Origin of the sequence: Bythopirellula sp. (assembly GCF_041737835.1) — a bacterium.
Lineage (GTDB): Bacteria > Planctomycetota > Planctomycetia > Pirellulales > Lacipirellulaceae > Bythopirellula.
This window is the reverse complement of record NZ_JBGSQY010000001.1, coordinates 279,467-299,459: the sequence shown is the minus strand read 5'-3', so window position 1 is coordinate 299,459 and position 19,993 is coordinate 279,467. Positions and strand designations below refer to the sequence as shown.

At 54.6% G+C, this 19,993-nt stretch carries 16 protein-coding genes and 2 tRNA genes; 8 read left to right on the top strand and 10 right to left on the bottom strand.

Annotated elements, in window-relative coordinates:
* From mobF to AC6T8Q_RS01215, 3 genes are all read right to left on the bottom strand, one after another.
* Positions 1 to 1,322: MobF family relaxase (gene mobF, locus AC6T8Q_RS01225; protein WP_500677355.1), on the bottom strand; the 1,322-nt coding region annotated here is incomplete at its 3' end.
* Positions 1,288 to 1,686, bottom strand: coding sequence for a hypothetical protein (locus AC6T8Q_RS01220; RefSeq protein WP_500677354.1), 399 nt, complete (start codon positions 1,684 to 1,686; stop codon positions 1,288 to 1,290). The genes AC6T8Q_RS01220 and mobF, both read right to left, overlap by 35 nt.
* Before the next feature lie 831 nt (positions 1,687 to 2,517).
* On the bottom strand, positions 2,518 to 2,841 hold the full coding sequence (locus tag AC6T8Q_RS01215; RefSeq protein ID WP_500677353.1) for a hypothetical protein: 324 nt from the start codon (positions 2,839 to 2,841) through the stop codon (positions 2,518 to 2,520).
* A gap of 419 nt (positions 2,842 to 3,260) precedes the next feature.
* Here AC6T8Q_RS01215 and AC6T8Q_RS01210 point away from each other — a divergent pair, with 419 nt between their 5' ends.
* Positions 3,261 to 3,701: a helix-turn-helix domain-containing protein gene (locus tag AC6T8Q_RS01210; RefSeq protein ID WP_500677352.1), complete on the top strand. Its 441-nt coding sequence runs from the start codon at positions 3,261 to 3,263 to the stop codon at positions 3,699 to 3,701.
* A gap of 88 nt (positions 3,702 to 3,789) precedes the next feature.
* Here AC6T8Q_RS01210 and AC6T8Q_RS01205 read toward each other — a convergent pair whose 3' ends face one another.
* The 4 genes from AC6T8Q_RS01205 to AC6T8Q_RS01190 form a co-directional block, all read right to left on the bottom strand.
* The gene (locus AC6T8Q_RS01205) at positions 3,790 to 4,902 is read right to left on the bottom strand and encodes a tyrosine-type recombinase/integrase (RefSeq protein ID WP_500677351.1); all 1,113 of its coding nucleotides are present in this window, start codon (positions 4,900 to 4,902) and stop codon (positions 3,790 to 3,792) included.
* A gap of 290 nt (positions 4,903 to 5,192) precedes the next feature.
* A tRNA-Leu gene (locus AC6T8Q_RS01200) sits at positions 5,193 to 5,275 on the bottom strand.
* 94 nt (positions 5,276 to 5,369) lie between these two features.
* Positions 5,370 to 6,746 (bottom strand): L-serine ammonia-lyase, encoded by a 1,377-nt coding sequence (locus AC6T8Q_RS01195; protein ID WP_500677350.1) that lies wholly within the window; start codon positions 6,744 to 6,746, stop codon positions 5,370 to 5,372.
* A 73-nt stretch (positions 6,747 to 6,819) separates the two neighbouring features.
* On the bottom strand, positions 6,820 to 7,803 hold the full coding sequence (locus AC6T8Q_RS01190) for a Gfo/Idh/MocA family protein (protein ID WP_500677349.1): 984 nt from the start codon (positions 7,801 to 7,803) through the stop codon (positions 6,820 to 6,822).
* An 89-nt stretch (positions 7,804 to 7,892) separates the two neighbouring features.
* Between AC6T8Q_RS01190 and AC6T8Q_RS01185 the strand changes: the two genes are divergently transcribed.
* Positions 7,893 to 8,768, top strand: a complete 876-nt coding sequence (locus AC6T8Q_RS01185) for a sulfurtransferase (protein WP_500677348.1) — start codon at positions 7,893 to 7,895, stop codon at positions 8,766 to 8,768.
* Positions 8,769 to 8,859: 91 nt separating this feature from the next.
* Entirely contained in the window at positions 8,860 to 10,833 is a 1,974-nt protein-coding gene (locus AC6T8Q_RS01180; RefSeq protein WP_500677347.1) for a peptide MFS transporter, read from the top strand.
* Positions 10,834 to 10,940: 107 nt separating this feature from the next.
* Here the strand turns inward: AC6T8Q_RS01180 and AC6T8Q_RS01175 are convergent, their stop codons facing one another.
* Positions 10,941 to 12,071 (bottom strand): ABC transporter ATP-binding protein, encoded by a 1,131-nt coding sequence (locus tag AC6T8Q_RS01175; RefSeq protein WP_500677346.1) that lies wholly within the window; start codon positions 12,069 to 12,071, stop codon positions 10,941 to 10,943.
* A gap of 211 nt (positions 12,072 to 12,282) precedes the next feature.
* On the opposite strand from AC6T8Q_RS01175, the gene AC6T8Q_RS01170 reads away from it, so the two are divergent.
* The 4 genes from AC6T8Q_RS01170 (at position 12,283) to AC6T8Q_RS01155 (ending at position 17,674) form a co-directional block, all read left to right on the top strand.
* On the top strand, positions 12,283 to 13,938 hold the full coding sequence (locus tag AC6T8Q_RS01170; RefSeq protein WP_500677345.1) for an acetolactate synthase large subunit: 1,656 nt from the start codon (positions 12,283 to 12,285) through the stop codon (positions 13,936 to 13,938).
* Between the two features lie 8 nt (positions 13,939 to 13,946).
* Positions 13,947 to 15,386, top strand: a complete 1,440-nt coding sequence (locus AC6T8Q_RS01165; RefSeq protein ID WP_500677344.1) for an aldehyde dehydrogenase family protein — start codon at positions 13,947 to 13,949, stop codon at positions 15,384 to 15,386.
* A 217-nt stretch (positions 15,387 to 15,603) separates the two neighbouring features.
* Positions 15,604 to 17,130, top strand: coding sequence for an OprO/OprP family phosphate-selective porin (locus AC6T8Q_RS01160; protein WP_500677343.1), 1,527 nt, complete (start codon positions 15,604 to 15,606; stop codon positions 17,128 to 17,130).
* A 10-nt stretch (positions 17,131 to 17,140) separates the two neighbouring features.
* Complete coding sequence (locus AC6T8Q_RS01155; RefSeq protein WP_500677342.1) at positions 17,141 to 17,674, top strand: hypothetical protein; 534 nt, start codon at positions 17,141 to 17,143, stop codon at positions 17,672 to 17,674.
* 201 nt (positions 17,675 to 17,875) lie between these two features.
* Here AC6T8Q_RS01155 and AC6T8Q_RS01150 read toward each other — a convergent pair.
* Positions 17,876 to 17,946: transfer RNA gene (locus tag AC6T8Q_RS01150), tRNA-Gln, on the bottom strand.
* Positions 17,947 to 18,176: 230 nt separating this feature from the next.
* On the opposite strand from AC6T8Q_RS01150, the gene AC6T8Q_RS01145 reads away from it, so the two are divergent.
* On the top strand, positions 18,177 to 18,785 hold the full coding sequence (locus AC6T8Q_RS01145; protein ID WP_500677341.1) for a sugar O-acetyltransferase: 609 nt from the start codon (positions 18,177 to 18,179) through the stop codon (positions 18,783 to 18,785).
* Between the two features lie 48 nt (positions 18,786 to 18,833).
* Here AC6T8Q_RS01145 and AC6T8Q_RS01140 read toward each other — a convergent pair whose 3' ends face one another.
* Entirely contained in the window at positions 18,834 to 19,391 is a 558-nt protein-coding gene (locus AC6T8Q_RS01140; protein WP_496922056.1) for an REP-associated tyrosine transposase, read from the bottom strand.
* Positions 19,392 to 19,993 lie beyond the last annotated feature (602 nt).

Here is a 19,993-nt window from a genome sequence, read left to right as displayed (position 1 = left end):
TGTTTGAGTGCCTCTACCGATTGAAGCAACTCCTGTTCTTCTTCGAGCACTTCCCGAGTTGTGAAACGCTGATGCCCTTGATGAGAACCCAAATCAAACACATCGTGTGATTGGGGAGGCTCTTTTTGTAGCACTGACGCGCTGGTGACTGATCGAACCAGTGTCACGTGTTCCAAAAAGCTTTGGGCCTCGCGAAGCACCGCATCACTCCCCAAGCCTAAGGCGGGTGCTTCTTGCAGAGCCGCTTCCAAAAAATCAGTCTTGGTAAAGTGGGAGGTTTGGTCATTGAGCCGCGCTATCGCTGCATCTATCGCTTGTTGAAACGTCCCCTGTCGCTGAGGCTTGTCCGGATCCATGATGTCTCTCACATCTCCAAAACCGAAGTGTCGATTATGTTCCTGCCAACGTTCAAACAATTCCGCTCGTGGAGGAAGCTCGCCTTTGGCGGCGCGCGTCTCTAGGGTTGCCACGGCGGACGCAACTGCACCCGATCGACCCTGAGTTTTAAGATACGCAAGAATCTCACGGCGTCGAGTCGAGCTCGCCCAAATGAGTTTTTCGGGAACACCGACAATCTCAAAACTTGTGCCATGTTTTCGCAACCGAAACCCCATGGTCCGGAGACGATCCGCAAGCTGGCCGCGATAGTAGGCTCCTAATAGATTTCGATTCACAAACAGCGGTCGACTGTAGAGCGTGCGTGTGAGTCCTAGCGGATCGATAGTCAAGTTTAGGACAAGGCAGTGTGTGTGGAGCTGAGCATCTTCGTTGCGAGAAGTGCCATGTTCAAATGCAGCTACGACCACTTCAGCACGAAGATAGTTGACTCCCCGCTTCCCGGTTCGCGTGTATGCCAGATAATTCTCGGCCAAGTCCAGGGTGGCGGCGACAGATTGGGCATGGGCCAATTGCAGTGCCCGACGTAGCTCTTCGTCGGCCTGACTCCACGCCACGGAAACACTCTTGGGAGCAGAAAAAGTCAGATCCCAGCCAGGAACACGGTTGGTTGCTCCCGCATTCTGCACCAAAGGTTGGCCGGTTACCGGATGAAAACCCAGCATGAGCGGCTTTAGTTCATTGGGATAAACTTCCCCGCAGAGACCTAATCGAGCACTGCCGCGCCCCAGCCATTGACCGGCGGGTTCACCGGGAAGATCATCCTGTGTGAGATAGATGCTGGGTGTGAGGACAGCGGGGTCACCGGGATCGGCGAAGACGGAACCGAGGGCTTGGGCCCGTTTTCTTCGGCCCGCCAGATAATATCCCGTGAGATCGAGATAATAGTTTTCACTTCCTCGGCCCATTTTCTTGATCGACAGCATGGTCAAGCTCAGACAACCCGGGGCCACTAGTGAAATATCGTTCCATGGCCCTCCTGGCCTGCCCGGCGTCAAGCGTGCCCCCATAGCGGAGCAGCAAGTAGATGCCTCGATCCAATTTCTGTTGGATTATATTGAGCTGGTCGAGCCGAGTCGTAAGCGAATTGAGTTTTGCATGGATTTGGTCAAGTGCGGCCAGCACTTCATCGGGGCGAGTCAGTCCCTCCGTCACCAATTCGCGGGCCAGCAAGCTGGGAGAGCTGCCCGAGGCTGCCGACTTGGCTGCCAGTTCTTCCACCACGGCGGGATTCGTGATGCGAAATGAGATATGGGCGGGGTCGTTACGCTTCGTTCGTCGCTTGGACATGATAGATTTCCTGTAAGGCCGTAAGGCAAAACCAGCGTCTACCATGTGTCCATATGAAATACCACATGGCGACCTGCGTAGACAAATTTGTAAACAATAAAGCAACTGTTTTCCAGCCAAAAACATAGGAGTTAAGAGCCATCACGCTTACTCTGTAGACTATGGAGTCGACATCCGCAGACTGTGTCTACTATGGAAGAGCGAGCTGTCAGTCGGCTCTGGGAGAACACGGGAAGCGATGACTAGGGAAGTTGAATGCGTGATCTTTTTTCAGAAGGGTTCAGGAGGGAGAAGAATAGTGGTGGGGCGATGAGAAGCTATCCGCCGACCAGACACCGCAGTGACTGAGTTCCGCTCTCGTAGAAAACACTAACGTCTACAATCCAAACTATGCCATGCTAACGAGTTTGAAAATTAATGCGGTGGTCTGTCTACAAATCTGAAAAACACCGTGGTGAATAAGGTGTGCAGCCTCCAATTCCGTACTAAGATCCCTGTTAAACTCCAAGAATTTTTTACCCTTACATGGACACTTTATCTCAATGGCTTAGCGATTGTTCGGCTTCAGCGCGATCCTTGTTGCTGCCGGAGACAACGCTTGACTCGCTCTTGATAAACACGGGGCTCGGAGAACCTCCCACTCACGATACCGAATAAAGTAATGGAATAATAAGCATCACCAAAATAGGCCGCAATCCAGGTCGATGGGCTGACTCCCCCGTGTCGCCGTCGTAAATGAAAACTGCCCCTCTGGTAGAATTCCTTTCAGACAAAAAACCCAGGAGCGGTGCAATCGCTAACCTGGGCCCAAAGGAGATGTCGCGGAAGACCTTAAAAGTCTTTTCCTCTTTGACCATCCTCAGAGAAATGATCCTCCCGTCCTTGATAAACTTCCGCTTGTCTCGCCTGGATGGCGTCGTAAGCCTCGCCTAGCAAGCGTGCGGCTGACAGAAGATCCTGGGGACCAAGATACTCGGTCGTTTCCCAATCACTCTGATTGTCGCGGCGAAAAGTTCGCATGAGTCTCACGCTGTAATTTCGCCGTTGGTCGTTCGTATGCTCGAACACCGCTACCTGAACAGGAAAGAACGTTTTGGCGAATATAGGCCGCTTTTTGTGCTGACCATTGTTCGCTGACTTTGTTGCAGTCGCCATGAAAAACTCCTTAGAAAAAACGCATCCAAAACCAATTCGAAAACCCACGGGGATGCACCGCTCAAGGTTTGGCAAGCGTCAACAGCCCGTTTGCCAAACCCGCAGTCACCAAAAGGAGTAATGGCCGAGTGTAGCGCAACACGATTCCCTAAGCAAACACCGGACTCTCCAGAGTGTCTAAATTGCTGAGTTCTCAGAACGACGCCCTAAACTTACAGAGCACTCCCCCAATGCGCGAGTTCTTAGCATGAACTCAGAAAATCCCACAAAGAAAAATTTATTGGAAAGTAGCTGATGACTTTGTGGGAATCTGGTCTAGAGTAACACCGTAGGCCTTTTTTCCTGTGCATGTGGAGGATTGATTGATGTTCCGGCGCGCGGTAACGGACCGCCAACATAATGGGGCGCATTCGCGTCAGATGTCACTTCTCGACCTCGGTGATCCAAACGCCGACTCGCCGCCGGAGAACTCCCCTATCAAACCCCGACGTGGGCGTTCGTCGCAACAAGCGACGAACGCACTTCAGGGCGAGCAGCTTCGCGAGCAATTAATGCGTATCGAAGCTCGTGTGAACGATCTCCAGCGGTTGCTCTACGAAGTTCATGATCGCACGGTTCGCGGGGCAATCATCAAAGAGTATTACACAACTCAGGAAGTCGCTCAGCTACTTAAAAAACGTCCTTACACAGTTCGTGAATGGTGTCGATTAGGTCGGGTGCAAGGCGAGAAGAGTCATTCGGGTCGCGGCCTCGACGAAGAGTGGCGGATTAGTCACGAAGAGTTGACGCGCATACAGAACGAGGGCTTGTTACCGCTGCAAAGACATACGGCAGTGACTCGACCTCGGCGGCTGAAGTAAGGCAGCTTACGCAAATGCTCCAGTGAGTGGGCGGCGATGCCGAAGTATCGTCCGCCGCTCGCTGCCGAGCGTCCTGTAGGCTTTGGTGCTAGCCAAATACCGACTGGATGGCTTCCTGCTCTTGATTGGGAATGAGGTGGCGGTAGCGTTTCACCATTTCCTCCGTCTGGTGGCCCGTCCAGGCATTAATAATCCGTTGATCGACGCCTCGGGCGGCACAGTTTGAACAGAAACTATGCCGGAAGATATGCCAGCCACGAAGCTTCCCCCACTTCGAGTTCTTCAATGTACGTTTGAAATGATCGTGCGACTCGTCAACGGTCAATGGACAGAATGTGTGTCGTCTCTTGCGACTCCGTAGCACATCGAGAGTATTACAGAACGTCTGAACGCCCCCTGGATGGTTACCGAACCATTGGCGAAGAATCGCCAACAACGTCGGAGACAGCGGGACTCGGCGGGTACTCTGTTTACCTCGGACGCGTTTCATCTCGTGAAGAACAACAGTCCCCGCTTCCAAGTCGATGTCACTCAGCTGAGATCGAATCATTTCACTTCGTCGTGCACCGGTGTGAGCGGCAAAGGCAAACATCGGATAGATAAAGGGTTGCAAGGCCGTAACTTTGACATAGTTCAGAAGTTCGTTAATTTCTGGCAGTGTTAGGAAAGCGGCGTCCCAAAGGTCCGCCTCTTGCGCTTTCGATAAACCACCCTGGGCAATCCGACGGTCAATTTCGTCCATCGTCTGAAATGGAGGTTTCTCCTCCAATTTGGGATAACGGAGGCCGCGATTAGGATACGGCCTATTTAGAAGTCCCATGTTGAGAGACCAGTTCCATACAGTCCGGAGCGTGACCAATTCTTTTTTGATCGTGGCGGCACTGACTTTTCGTCCGTGAAGCCCTTTGGCTTTAGCACGCTCCACAATGTAGTGCTGGAGCTGCACCGCTTCGAGAGCATGTACGTCCAGGTGTTTTCCAAGGATCCGTTCCAAGTGCTGAATGTGCGTCCGCATCCCTTTCTTTGAACTGTCCTCCAAAGCACCGGGCGGAATGCTGTCGAAGTAGTTCTTGAAGAGGGCCTGCATGGTACGAATAGCAGGCAACTCAAATTTCTTTACGAGCCGACCATCGGACAACAGGAATGTCGCGAGGTCCGCGCCTTCGGGCAATCCGAGCAACCCCAGCTCGACGCGGCGCAAGTTGTCTTCCAGCCGAGCGACCGAGGCAAGCGCCGCTTTCTCGGACTTCGTCTTGAGCGAACGAGAAAATCGCTGTCCGTCAAAGTAGAAAATGACTCGATATGTATCAGTACGCTTTTCGAGAGTGGCCATACCTATACTCTTGCTGCTGCATACGGCAAGAGTAAGCGACGCAAATACCACTCAATCGCCACGACATTCCCAGAAACTTCCCAAACGAGATTTTAGTCGATGGTTTATCGAAGTCAGGAGAGCTGATCAATCGATGCAACATGTTGGGAATTAAGAAGTACCGGAGGAGGGGGTCGAACCCTCACGCCCTTGCGGGCACTGGATTTTGAATCCAGCGCGTCTGCCATTCCGCCACTCCGGCATATCGTTGGCAAACCACCAGTTTACGTTGAAACCGGTAACCGTCAACGCCTGATTGCTGGCCAGAAACTCAGACACGCCAACCGCTAAAAGGCTCAGCATTCCACGGCATTCACGGCCAAACCGCCTTGCGATGTTTCCTTATATTTCGAGTGCATGTCGGCCCCCGTTTGCCGCATTGTTTCGATCACGCGGTCGAGCGACACGCAGTGTTTGCCGTCGCCACGGAGCGCCAGCCGCGCGGCATGAATGGCATGCGAAGCAGCCATGGCGTTGCGTTCGATACAAGGAATCTGCACCAGCCCGCCGACCGGATCGCACGTCAAACCAAGGTGGTGCTCCATGGCGATCTCGGCGGCTTGCTCGACTTGTGCCGGCGTGCCACCCCACACTTCAGTTAATCCCGCGGCTGCCATCGAACAGGCGGCTCCTACTTCACCTTGGCAACCCACTTCCGCACCTGAGATCGAAGCATTCTGTTTGTAAAGAATTCCGATGGCTCCCGCGGTGAGCAAGAAATTTCGAATGCCTTGCAGATCGGCGTTCTCGACGAAGCGATCATAATAATGGAGCACGGCCGGGATGATCCCCGCCGCGCCGTTGGTGGGGGCAGTCACAACTCGCCCGCCCGAGGCATTTTCTTCGCTGACGGCCAACGCGAACACGTCGACCCAATCCAGCGGCGTAAGCGAATCGCTATGTGCTGTTTGGTTCGTGATGAGCTTTTGATAAAGCTGCGGAGCACGGCGGCGGACGTGTAAGTTGCCGGGAAGTTGGCTGTCGACGGATCGTTCACACCCGGCACGTACGCACTCCTGCATCACTTGCCAGATGCGGTCGAGTCGAGCAAACGTTTCTGGTTCGTCGCGAAAGCTCGCTTCATTGCGCAGGGCGATTGCGCTGATCGGCAAGCGTTCCTTTTTAGTCTGTTCCAGCAATTCAGCCGCGGACTGGTAAGGGTAGGGCAGGGGCGCATGAAGCTGATTCCCTTGCATGGGGTTACCATCTTCGTCGACGACAAATCCTCCGCCAACCGAGTAATAAATCGCACTATGTACCACGGCCCCATTTTGATCGAACGCCGTAAATCGCATGCCATTGCTGTGGTGAGGCAGAAGTTCCGACCGGCAAAATTCCAAATTATCCACTAAGGAAAATGACAGTTGCTTCCCGGCGACAACTAAGTGGCGCGTCTCGGCAACTTCCGTTACAAAACTGGTGATATTCGCAGGATCGACCGTCTCGGGAGCCTCGCCCGCCAAGCCCAGCAGAATCGCTTTGTCAGTGCCGTGTCCCGCCCCGGTCAGGGCCAGCGAACCATACAACTGCACCTGGATTCGCGCGGTTTTCTCAATTAGTTCGTTCGCTTGCAAAGATTTTGCGAACGAGCATGCCGCGCGCATCGGTCCCACGCAATGGGAACTCGAAGGCCCAATTCCAATAGTAAACAGATCGAGAACGCTGATCGCCATGTGCGGCGCTTTCATCACGAAGTTTGAAGAACAGCCATCACGAAGTTTCAAGAAAAGCATAGAACAGTGAATTCTATACCCAAGCCCCTGTGGCGGCACTCGTTTTGATCGCTTCGATGACACGCATATTGGCAACCCCATCGGCCAGCGGCGTTGGCACAGGGGTATCCTCCAAGATCGCCCGCGAAAAAACATCACCCTGCAACGTGTACTGATCGCAAACCGGGAACGACAGTTCGCGCAACTCGCCCTGTTTTTCATGCCAAATGCGGCAAGGCTTGTCGACAGGCGCATTAAAAGGAATTTCGATTTCCACACGTCCCATCGTGCCGAAAATGTGGACACGCTGATAAGGCACAAGCTGGGTCGAACAGGTGAATGTCGATGAGCCATCACCAAAATCCAACACTCCCGACGCCAGCCGATCTACGCCAAACTCGGGATCATTCTCCAACCAACCGCAAACTCGCTGGGGCTCGCGATCAAAGATAAATCGCGCCGCCGAGATACAATAGCAACCGATATCCATCAGACCGCCACCGCCAGCTTCGACATTGTTGCGGATATTCTTGGCATCGTCGTTGTAATAAGAAAACGAGGTCTGCACGCTCCGCAACTCGCCGATTTCCCCCGCCACGACAAGTTCCTTCGCCTTGAGCCACTGCGGATGATGGCGATACATAAAAGCTTCCATCACTTTGAGCTGCGGATGGCGATTCGCCGCCGCTAAAAGTTCTTCGCACTCGGCGAGGTTCATGCCCAGCGGTTTCTCGCACAGCACGTGCTTCCCCGCTTCGAACGCACGAATCGACCACGGCACATGCAGGTTGTTCGGCAGCGGATTGTAAACGGCATCAATCTCGGGATCGGCCAGCAACGCTTCGTAGCTGCCATAGGCTTTGGGAATGCCAAGTTTTTGGGCTGCTCGCTCCGCGGCCCCTTGGTTCCGCGAACTGATGGCCACGATTTCGCAAAGTTCGCCAAGCTGCATCGCGGGGATAACTTTTTGTTTGCCAATCTTGGCCGTGCTCAGGATTCCCCAGCGGATGCGCTTCATAATTGTCTCGATCAAACAGGAGGTGAAATTTTGGGCCGCGTGGTTTATCTTGGTAGGCAGGATTCTACTATTTGACTACGAAAAATTGAATGCTGATGAACAGCCAAACCACCGATTCCTTGCCCCCGGCGACGGGATTACAGATTCTCAACATCGCGGCCTATAAATTCGTACGGCTCACGAACCTTGTGCAGCGCCGCGACGGCCTGCGTGATCTCACAATAAATCTTGACCTGCGGGGGACGATCCTCTTGAGCGAAGAAGGAATCAACCTCTTCGTCGCGGGAGAGTCGCAAGCCGTCAGACGATTACTTGAAGCACTCCAGACGGATGCCGAGATCGGCAGGTTGGATGTCAAGGAAAGCTGGAGCGATTACCAGCCCTTTAGCCGAATGCTGGTCAAAATTAAGAAGGAAATCATCGCCTTCGGAGTGGACGGCATCGATCCGCTTGCGGCCCCCGCAGCCAAGATTTCGCCTGACGAGCTCAAGTCCTGGCTCGATGCGGGCAAGCCCTGCACATTGCTCGACGTGCGTAACGACTACGAAGTTCGCCTCGGAACATTTGAAAATGCCGTGGCCATCGGCGTCGATCACTTTCGTCATTTCCCGGGTGCCGTCGAACAGCTTCCCGAACAGATGAAAGCTGATCCGATTGTCATGTTTTGCACGGGCGGAATTCGCTGTGAAAAGGCCGGTCCGTTCATGCAGCAGGCCGGCTTTCAAGAGGTCTATCAACTCGACGGCGGAATTCTCAAATACTTTGAAGTCTGCGGACAAGAGCACTATCAAGGGGAATGCTTCGTGTTCGACAAGCGTGTGGCGCTCGACGCCAACTTGCAAGAAACCCCAACAACGATCTGTTTCGCCTGTCAGCATCCGCTCACCGCCGAGGAACAGCAATCGCCGGACTACGTGGTGCCGGAGCGGTGTCCGTATTGCACGACATCGGCCACAGCGGGATAGATTGCTGCTGTCAGATACTGCCGATTGCGATACACTCTAAAACTTGCTTGGGCAGCAGATTCAGCAGCAAATTTGACCTCAGGAGTCAGGCATGAGCACGGTCACCACCGAAGAACGCACATTTCTTGGTCATCCCACCGGATTGTTCGTACTGTTCTTCGCCGAGATGTGGGAACGGTTTTCCTTCTACGGCATGCGGGCGCTGCTGCTCTTGTACATGCTCAAAGGCTTCCTGCAATACGATGATAAGCGGGCTTACGCGGTCTACGGCGCGTACACCTCACTTGTTTATATGACCCCGTTTTTTGGCGGCCTCCTCGCTGATCGCTTTCTGGGGCCACGCGTGGCCGTCATCGTGGGTGGCCTCTTGATGTCAGCCGGACATTTGGTGATGACCCAAGAAAACACCACGATGTTTTATTTAGCCCTGGCGTTGTTGATTGCCGGCAATGGTTTCTTTAAGCCGAACATCTCCACCATGGTGGGTCAGCTTTATCCAGCCGTAAGCAGCAAACGGGACGGCGGCTTCACACTGTTTTATATGGGCGTCAACTTGGGCGCCTCGTTAAGCCCGTTAATCTGCGGTTACATTGGCGAAACCTATGGTTGGCACTATGGTTTCGGTCTGGCCACGATTGGCATGATGATTGGCTTGGCGATTTTTGTGATGCCAACTTTGGTCACGCAAATCTTAATCGGTCTAGGGGCCTTGGGCACGGCGGCAACGCTCCTCTATTTCGTGCCTGACAACCTCACGGCTAAACTCGTCAATATCTTTGTTGCCATCTGTATGCTGGCGGCCGGCACCATTTCGGTACGCGCCTTGGGATTAGGAGGCATTCCCGATGAAGTCGGCAGGCCGCCGGGTGATAAAACGAAGAAACTCATGCCAATCTTGTTAGGCGTAGCAATCAGTATCCCTTTGCTGTCGCTGTTTGTCTCCGATTTTTCCATCTTGCGAGCCAACGGCGAACCGTTGCGGATCCTTTCCGAAGAAGCCGTGGAGAAAATTGCCTCGGCTGGCGGCGTCGTGGGAGAAGTGGGAAGCATCTTTTTGAACGAGATCAGCAAGCCCTCGGGAATTCTTTTGGCGGTGACCGGTCTATTGGCCTTTGGCTATCTCATCATCGAGACGTTCCGCCTCGACACGATCGCGCGGCATCGTATGTTCGTTGTCTTGATTCTTACATTCTTTTCGATGCTGTTCTGGGCCTTCTTCGAGCAAGCGGGTAGCAGCGTCAATAACTTTACGGATCGCAACGTCGACCGTGTTGCTGAATCCCGCACGATCACTTCCGACGACGTGGGCAAAACAATGCAAATACAGCCGACGCAAGAACAACTGGGATTCTCCAACGGCAACCAGTTATTCACGATGTCGTCCTTGGACAAGTTGCGGCAACAGAATCAAAGCAAGGAGGGTGAAGAAAGTAACCCCGACTTCACGATTGATTGGCTCGTCGCCGAAGACAACATCGGGATGGGCATCGCCACGAGAAACAGCGAACTCGCAACAAGTTCGTTTCAAGCCGTCAATGCGATTTATATTTTGCTGTTCGGCTTGGTGTTCACCGCCCTCTGGTCTTACTTAGGGGCACGCGGACTGGAACCGACCACTCCCATCAAGTTTGCGCTGGGTCTAATTCAGCTCGGTCTCGGGTTCGTGGCATTTTGGTTGGGTGCTGAGAACGGCGATGCCCGGGGAATCGTCCCACTGTTTTGGCTGCTCTTGGGCATTATGTTCCAAACCACCGGCGAACTTTGTATTTCTCCCGTGGGCCTGTCGATGGTTACCAAACTCTCGCCGAAAATTTTGGTGAGCACGGTGATGGGCGGCTGGTTTTTAGCCACCGCATTCTCGCAATACCTCGCTGCGATCATCTCCCAGTTCACTGGCGTCTCGCACGCCGAGGGGGCAGAGAAGATAATTCCGCCACCCATCGAAACGGTGGACATCTATGGCGGGGTGTTCCAAAAGATCGCTATTACAGCCATTGCCTCCGGCGTGATCTGCTTGGCAATCTCACCGCTGTTGCAGAAGTGGATGCACACTAAGGAAGCTTAAGCGGGGCAGCTGAATCACCAGTCGTAAGAGAAAACACGAATAATACGAATAGTATTCATTGCTGCTATTTGTTCAATTCGTGGTTAACCCCTCTGCCTTCCACTGGACTACACCAACTGCATCCCCGCCGCCCGCAGGCTCCGCCCATACCGATGCTCCGCACTCGGTGGTTCAAACAAATGAACTTCCGCGGGATTTACGCGTGCGTGAATCGCTTTTCCTTCGGAAAGTTTGCCCGCGGGAATGCGAGCGACCACTCTCTTGCCTGAAGAGAGCACAAGATAGACATCCATCATGCTGCCCAGCGGCTCGACGACTTGCACCGTGGCGGGGATTGATTGCCCTTCGACGGCGGCATCCAAGATTTGAAAACTTTCGGGCCGAATCCCGGCGACGATGGGCCGACGACTTGAACCATCGAGCCAAGCTTCGTCGGTGCCCTCGAGCCGCAATTGCCCTTCGCGGCTCACAAACCACAACTGGCCGCCGTTGGTTTCAAGTTCCCCTTCCAGAAAATTCATGGGCGGCATCCCCAAAAATCCCGCGACGAAGCGATCCGCCGGGTTGCGATAAATTTCCAAAGGCGGGGCACATTGCCGCTTGAGGCCATCGCACATCACGCAGACGCGATCCCCGAGCGTCATCGCTTCTTCTTGATCGTGCGTGACGTAAATCGTCGTCGTCCCCAGCTGGCGATGCAGCCGCTTAATTTCGGCGCGGGTTTCCACTCGCAACTTGGCATCGAGATTCGACAGCGGTTCGTCGAACAAAAACACCGCCGGCTTACGAACAATAGCGCGCCCCAGGGCCACCCGCTGCCGCTGGCCGCCAGAAAGCGCTTTGGGTTTGCGATTCAAGTAGGGCTCCAAACCCAATAACCCCGCGGCCCACTGCACGCGCTCGTCAATTTCATGTTGCGCGGTCTTTCGCATCTTGAGCGCGAACGCCATGTTCTCGCGCACCGTCATATGGGGATAGAGGGCGTAATTCTGAAACACCATGGCAATGTCGCGGTCGCGCGGATGCACGTCGTTGACCACGCGATCGCCAATTCGCAGCGTACCGCGCGAGATCGTTTCCAGTCCAGCAATCATCCGCAGCGTCGTGCTCTTGCCACAGCCCGAAGGTCCCACGAGGACCAGGAATTCGCCGTCGGCAATATTCAGATCGAGATCGCGGACGCCATAGATGTCGCCCGCGTAGATTTTCGCCACACCATCGAGAGTGACCGAGGCCATAGATCGTCTTTCCATCGAAAAAGAAAAGTGAAAGGGCCGTTCCGCCCTGAAATATAGTCTGACCTGCCCATCCAGCCCGTCAATATGTCGTAAGGCGGTTTCAGAGAACCAACGAGTTTCCTACAATACGTGATTCATAGCCCCACCCATGAACGGCAGCCACCAATGTCCTGCGGAATAGGACCCTCCCGGCCGTGCCGAAGGTTTCGTAATGAAAGCCTCTGATCTGTTTGTCGCCTCCTTGGAGAATGAAAAGGTTGAATTCATCTTTGGCATTCCCGGCGAGGAAACGCTCGACCTGCTCGATTCGCTCTCGCGATCGAAAATCAAACTGATTCTCACCCGGCACGAGCAAGCGGCGGGATTCATGGCTGCCACTTATGGCCGGCTCACCGGCAAGGCGGGCGTGTGCCTAGCGACGCTCGGTCCTGGCGCGACGAATCTCGTGACATCCGCCGCATACGCCCAGCTCGGCGGCATGCCGATGCTGATGATCACCGGCCAAAAACCTGTGCGAAGCAGCAAGCAGGGGCAGTTTCAAATCGTCGACGTGGTCGACATGATGGACCCCATCACCAAACAGACGCTGCAAATCGTCAGCGGCTCGAACATTCCGTTCCGTGTTCGCGAAGCGTTTCGTCTGGCCGAAGAAGAACGCCCCGGCGCGTGTCATTTGGAATTGCCGGAAGACATCGCGCGCGAGGAAGTCGACGGCGAACCCGTGCAAGCCAGCAGTGTCCGCCGGGCCGTCGCGGAAGAAAAATCCATTCGCGCGGCCGTAAGCCTGATCCGCGAAGCCAAGCATCCGCTGCTGGTGATCGGCGCTGCCGCGAACCGCCGCATCTCGAGCAAGATGCTCCGGCGACTCATTCAAACAACGAACATTCCCTTTGTGACCACACAAATGGGTAAGGGCGTGGTCGACGAACGCGATCCACGCTTCTTGGGCAACGCGGCCATCTCGTCGGGCGACTTTGTCCACCGCGCGATCGAACACGCCGACTTGATCATCAACGTGGGCCACGACGTTATCGAAAAGCCACCTTTTATTATGAAGCAGGGCGGGGTGCGCGTGATCCACGTCAACTTCTTTTCCGCCAAAGTCGACGCGGTCTACTTCCCGCAAGTGGAAGTCGTCGGCGACATCGGCAACAGCATCTGGCAGATTTGGCAAAAGCTGTTGGAATCGGAAGTTGAGCAAGACTCCCACTGGGATTTCTCTTACTTCGACAAAGTCCGCGCCGCGGCGAAGAAGTATCAAGACGAATCGGCGAACGATCCACGTTTTCCGATTACCCCACAACGCTTGGTCGAAGACGTTCGCAAAGTCATGCCGAGCGACAGCATCATCGCCCTCGACAACGGCATCTATAAAATCTGGTTCGCCCGCAACTACCCGGCTCATTGCCCGAACTCAGTTTTGGTGGACAACGCCCTGGCCTCGATGGGGGCCGGGTTGCCCTCGGCGATGGCCGCGCGGCTGGTTTATCCCGACAAGAAAATCATGGCCATTTGCGGCGACGGCGGGTTTATGATGAATTCGCAAGAGCTCGAAACCGCCATCCGTTTGAAAATGCAACTCGTGATCTTGATCCTTCGCGACAATGCCTACGGCATGATCAAATGGAAACAAAGCCACATGGGCTTCGGCGATTACGGGCTCGATTATGGCAACCCCGACTTTGTGAAATATGCCGAGAGCTACGGTGCCGTCGGGCATCGTGTGGAATCGGTAGATCAGCTCGCCCCGTTGATGGCCAAGTGCCACGAACGCTCGGGCGTTCATCTTATTGACGTGCCGGTTGATTACTCCGACAACGACCGCATTTTGAATCGCGAAATCCAAGAACGCAGCCAACTTGTGTGAGGCCCCGCATGCCACTCGAACAATATCCGTATTATCTGGCGAACAAAGCCGAGCAGCCTAACGCCGATCTCGAAGTCACCGACAAATACACGGGCAAAGTTGTCACGCGCGTGGCAATCGCGGATGCCAAAGCCATCGACCGCGGAATCGCAGCGGCTGTTGAAGCGACCGAACCGATGCGCCGCTTGCCGGCGTATGAACGACAAAACATTTTGAATCATTGCGTGAAACGCTTCCAAGAACGCAGTGCCGAAATGGCCGAGCTGTTGTGCCTGGAAGCTGGCAAACCGATTCGCGATAGTCGTGGCGAAGTGGGCCGGCTGATCGACACGTTTCGCGTTGCGGCTGAAGAATCGGTGCGGATCACAGGTGAGATTCTCAATCTGGAAATCTCGCCCCGCGCACGCGGCTATCGGGGCATGGTGCAGCATGTTCCCATCGGACCCTGCTCGTTCATTTCGCCGTTCAACTTCCCGCTGAACTTGGCGGCGCACAAAATTGCCCCCGCCATCGCGGTGGGTTGTCCTTTTGTGTTGAAACCGGCCAGTCGCACGCCCTTGGGGGCGATCATCATTGGCGAAATACTTGCTGAAACCAATTTGCCGCCCGGGGCATTCTCGATTTTGCCCTGCCATCGCGATGGGGCAGATTTGTTCACGACCGACGACCGCTTAAAACTCTTGAGCTTCACCGGCTCCCCCGAAGTCGGTTGGGATCTCAAGGCCCGCGCGGGCAAGAAAAAAGTCGTGCTCGAACTCGGCGGCAACGCGGCGTGCGTGATCGATGCCGACGCCGATTTGAACGATGCCGTGGATCGCTTGATTATCGGAGCGTTCTATCAATCGGGCCAAAGCTGCATCGGCGTGCAACGAATCTTGGCTCACGTTTCGGTCTACGAAGAATTGAAGCAGCGGCTCGTCGAGAAGACCAAGAAGCTCATCAGCGGCGATCCCAAGAATGAAGACACCTTCATCGGTCCAATGATCGACGAGAAGGAAGCCAAACGGCTCAAAAATTGGATCGATTCCGCGGTCGCGGCGGGGGGCAAGCTCCTCTGTGGCGGCAAACGCGAAGGGGCCATGCTCGAAGCCACGCTACTTGAAGACGTTCCGAAGGATCAAACGCTCTGCACCAACGAAGCCTTTGGCCCGGTCGCCGTGTTGAGTAAGTTCGAGGATTTCGACAAAGCCCTTGTGGAAGTGAATGATAGCGTCTTCGGTTTGCAAACCGGCATCTTCACGCGCGACATCTACAAGATGCAAAAGGCGTGGGATCGCTTGGAAGTCGGCGGGGTCATCATCGGCGACGTCCCTTCTTGGCGGGTCGACAACATGCCTTACGGTGGCGTGAAAGACAGCGGCCTCGGACGCGAAGGCATCCGCTACGCGATGAAAGATATGTCCGAAGAGCGGCTGTTGGTGATTCGCACGCCTGCTAGCGAAATGTAATTTTTCGCTGATTGACATCCAGCCATGCTAGCAATGCCTGCTGTAAGCGCGCCTATTTGTACGAGTTATTCAGATTACGGCAACTCTTCTGCCGACATTAGCTAATAGGTGCTTAGACCCAGCACCTCAGCCGACCCTGCCCGAGGGAGGCACCACCCGCGCTTGCGAGCCGCCAACCGTACCCACGCAGGCTCTCGCGATCCGAAGGAATTCACGCGTGATTCGCCGGCTTTGGACTTATCGCCAGTTAACTGGCACCGTGCTTGGTGCGCGCATATTGCTTGCAATCGCACTTGCTGCGTGCCTCGTTTCGCCTGCGCGTGCGCAAGAACAGTTGCCCCCCGTCGACATCGCGGATATCTACGAACGACTCAAACAACAAGACGAAGAGATCGCCCGCTTGCGCGAGGAATTGAGCGTCTTCAGCTCGTCGGGGGAACTTCCTGCGCCGAACAATCCTGATCCGCTCTTCGACGAAAACGATAAGGATGATGACTTCGCGGAACTACGGCAACGCGTCCAGTCTTTAGAGGAAATCACGGCCGAACAGGAAGGACCCGACGGCACGATCATCGAACCGGAGTGGATGGACATTTCCTCTGAGAAATGGACCGTCAAGCTCGGCGGGCAATGCCAGATGGATCAAATCCTTTGGCCCTACAAAGATCCCGCAATCACGAGCCCGCTCGCTAAAAACTATTTTGAATTCCGCCGTTTACGGCTCTTGGCCGATGGCGTGGGCTACGGCGTTTACGACTTCCGCATTCAAGTGGAGTTCGAGCCTGAAAATGGTGACGGCGTCACCACACCCGTCGTTGATATCAAAGACGCCTACCTCACGATGAACGAAGTGCCGTTTTTCAATCGCATTCGTTGGGGCAACTTTTTTGTGCCGTTTGGCTTGGAGCAAGTCACCAACGACACGTTTTCTGTGTTTCTCGAACGCTCGATCCCCACGCAAGGCATCTTCACAGCCGATCGTGAAGTCGGCACGGCATTCTACGGCGTGAGTAAGTCGCTCGACCGCACGTGGACATTCGGGGCGTTCTTCGACAGCATCAGCGAATCGCTCAAAGAACGCATCGATAGCAACCAAGGCCTGCGCACCAGTGCGCGATTCACTTGGCTCCCTTACTACGACGAACCCTCCAACGGCCGTTACTTGCTGCACACAGGTTGTGGCGTGCTTTATACGCACGATCAAGACGATTTGATTCGCTTCCGTGCTCGGCCACAAATTCATGAAGGACCGTTCCTCATCGATACCGGCCAGATGCCTGGCAGCGATTTCACCACAGGCAACGTCGAGCTAGCAACCGTCTGGGGTCCATTATCCGTGCAGAGCGAAATGTACATCGACCACTCGGCGCTCGAAGCCGGTGATGCCACGTTCTATGGTGCCTACGTCTACGCCAGCTATTTTCTCACCGGTGAGAATCGCAATTACGAACGCTTTGGCCAGCACGGGGCCCAGTTTGGTCGGGCAATGCCGTACTCGAATTTCTTCCTGGTTCCTGGCGGATGTGGCCCCGGTGCGTGGGAACTCAAAGGGCGTTGGTCGTATCTAGATTTGAATGAAGTCAACGCGGGTGCTTATAACGATATGACGCTCGGCTTCAACTGGTATTGGAGCGACCGCATGCGCGTGATGTTCGACTGGATTCGTCCGGTAACGACGCCGGAAACAGTCTACGGCGCCACCGAGTCCGACATTCTGGGTATGCGACTGGACTTCAGTTTCTAAAGGTGACTTCATGCGACGCGACAACAGACTCAATCTGGTTCTAGCCACGGCACTGCTCTTCTGCGCGGCGAGCTTGGTCTATGGACGCGAAGGTTTCTGTTCTCATTGTGGCTGCAATCGTGCGTGCGAGAAAATTTGCCGCCTGGTTTGTGAAGACAAGAAAGTGGAAGTCATCTGTTGGGGTTATCAGTGCGAAGACTTCTGTGTTCCTGGCCCCAGTTGTCGCGGCTGCAAACATTGCGAAATGGTCTGTGAAGAATGCAGCCCCAATGCCGACGGCGTCCACAGCAAACCCAAGCCATTCGTCTGGTTCGACTGGATCCCCAAGCGGGGTCCCACGATCTACACCCGCACAAAGTTGATGAAAAAGATCACGTCGAAAAAAGTGCCGTCCTACAAATGGGTCGTCGAAGACCTCTGCGAGAATTGCGAAGCGAACGCGCCTTGCGCGTCAGTCACACCCGACGTCGAGTTGCCACCAGTCCCCGTGGCCGATGCGCGGTTGAAGTACGAGATCACGCCAGAAGAACCGGTGACAAAATAGTGCGTATGTCGGTTAGCCAGCTTTGTCATTCCGAAAGGAGTTCTACGACTTGAGGAATCTGGCCTCTATCGTCACACGCACAAGAGAACGCACTGGCCATGAATCCAGATCCCATCCGTCTCCGGTTGAGCAAGCCTCACTCGAGATGACAATTTCTTGGCCAGCGGCTAGCAACTCACTTCTAGCGCCTATAACAAAAAGCTGGGGAACTAGGATTTGAACCTAGACTGACGGAGTCAGAGTCCGGAGTGCTACCGTTACACTATTCCCCAGTGAGCGTGCGGCTTGCTCTGGCCTACCGTTCACAGACTCTCAATTCTAACGAATTCCCCGCCGAAGCCAAAGCCCGAGAAAAACCTCGTGGAGCAGGCTTCCAGCCTGTTATGGTAGCCAAGCTGGCCGGCCCCTCGGACTTTTTTTGGTCGCTGGTCCTTTGGTCGCGTCGCTAAAATACGTCCAACGGCGTGTTATTCGCAACAAAGTCTCCCGACCAGAAAACTTCATGGATGATCCACTTCCACTCGCTGCCCGCTCGCATCGTGATCGCATGCTCGCGGGCGAAGATTATCTTGCCGACGACCCCGACCTGAATCGCGAGCGCCGCCGGGCGGCCATCCTGACGGCCAAGTTCAATGTCACTCTGGGTGATCAGGATGCCGAGCGCGACGAAATCTTGCGCGAGCTACTCGGCCATGTCGGCGTTGAATGCACGGTTCGGCCACCGTTTCGCTGCGACTATGGCTACCAAACTTCACTGGGGGATCGCGTGTTCGCCAACTGGGGACTCGTCGCGCTTGACGTGGGCAAGATCACGATTGGCGACGACGTGCTGATTGGACCCAACGTGCAACTCCTGACTGCGACTCATCCGCTCGATCCCGAAACACGCCGGGCGAAATGGGAAGGGGGCAAGCCAATCGTTATCGGCAACAACGTGTGGCTCGGCGGCGGGATGATCGTTTGCCCCGGAGTCACAATCGGCGACAACACGGTCGTGGGTGCAGGCACGGTGGTGATTCGTGACTTGCCCGCCAACGTAGTCGCCGTCGGCAACCCGGCAAGAATTGTGCGAACCGTAGGCCGGACCGAGCAACGCGAGTTCCGGCAATGAAACGGAACACGTAGCGCATTGCCGGAACTGCGCACGGCTTGTTCCGGCCTACGGCTCCCCCCAATTCTCATTACCGTTTATCGTCTTTGGCTCACTTCCTCCCCAATTAAGATCGTATTGCCCTTGCCGAACAAAACGATGAAATGATGACCAGCGATAATCTCGGACACGTTCGACGAGATTGTGCTTACGTGGATTCCAATGAATATAATCAACACATTGTTCCAAGTCGGCTTCGTCTTCGATTGTATGTTCCCAAAACCTTGGCTGCCAAATTCCACGCTCGCCCTTGGAATGCTGTGCATCGGTAATCGAAGCTTCAGCCAATCCAGCATCAAGCCATAGACGAGTAAATGTCTCCTTGATTCGCTTGAGACGAATTGAATAGTCGAGGTCACCCGAAGGCAATTGCATGATCAAGTGCCAATGATCCGGCAGCAAGACTGTGGCGAAAATTTGAAACTTTCGATCTTGTGCTATGTCAGCAATTGCTTTGCGAAGAAACAGGCGTCCTTGCGTGGTCGTTAATATCTCGCGCCGGCCGTAAGTTACAACCGTAAAGAAATACATTCCGCCGGGAACGAAATAACGTCGGTAGTCGGACATGTAAGTATTCTAATTAGCGAAACACGGCCCGAAAACATGTAGGCCGGACCGAGCAACGTGAGTTCCGGCAATGAAGCATTGAACGCTTACCACGCGAAGAATGGCGCTTTGCCGGAACTGCGCACGGCTTGTTCCGGCCTACGGTTCGACCAAAGCCTCTGCGTGAGAATCTGGATTCCCGGCTACCCGGGAATGACTTGAGTGATGGCCAAAAATACTTGTGGCGACGCTCTCACAAATCGCGATAATGGGGAGCAGTGAAAGCCGTGTCGGACGTAGATGGACGGTGGACTGTAGACAGTGGACTTTAAGAAACACCACAGTCCATGGTCTACAGTCGCTTCCATTCAGCTTTGCAACAACCGGAGGCCTGCAAACCAAGCAATCCTCGCCAACCTGGCAAAGCTGAAGTGCGCTATTAACCGTTAGCTGTTAGCTATGAGCCAGAAGGGATGCTGCTTTCCCTGTTCTTCAGCAACTTTGTCAATTCCGAGCGGTGACTAAGTTGCTGAAGTTGAGAAAGATGACAAAGTTGAAGGACTGCTGTGTACGGCAGGGTTGTGGAAAACAGACTTATTATGTCCATTCAGAGCGGAGTGGCA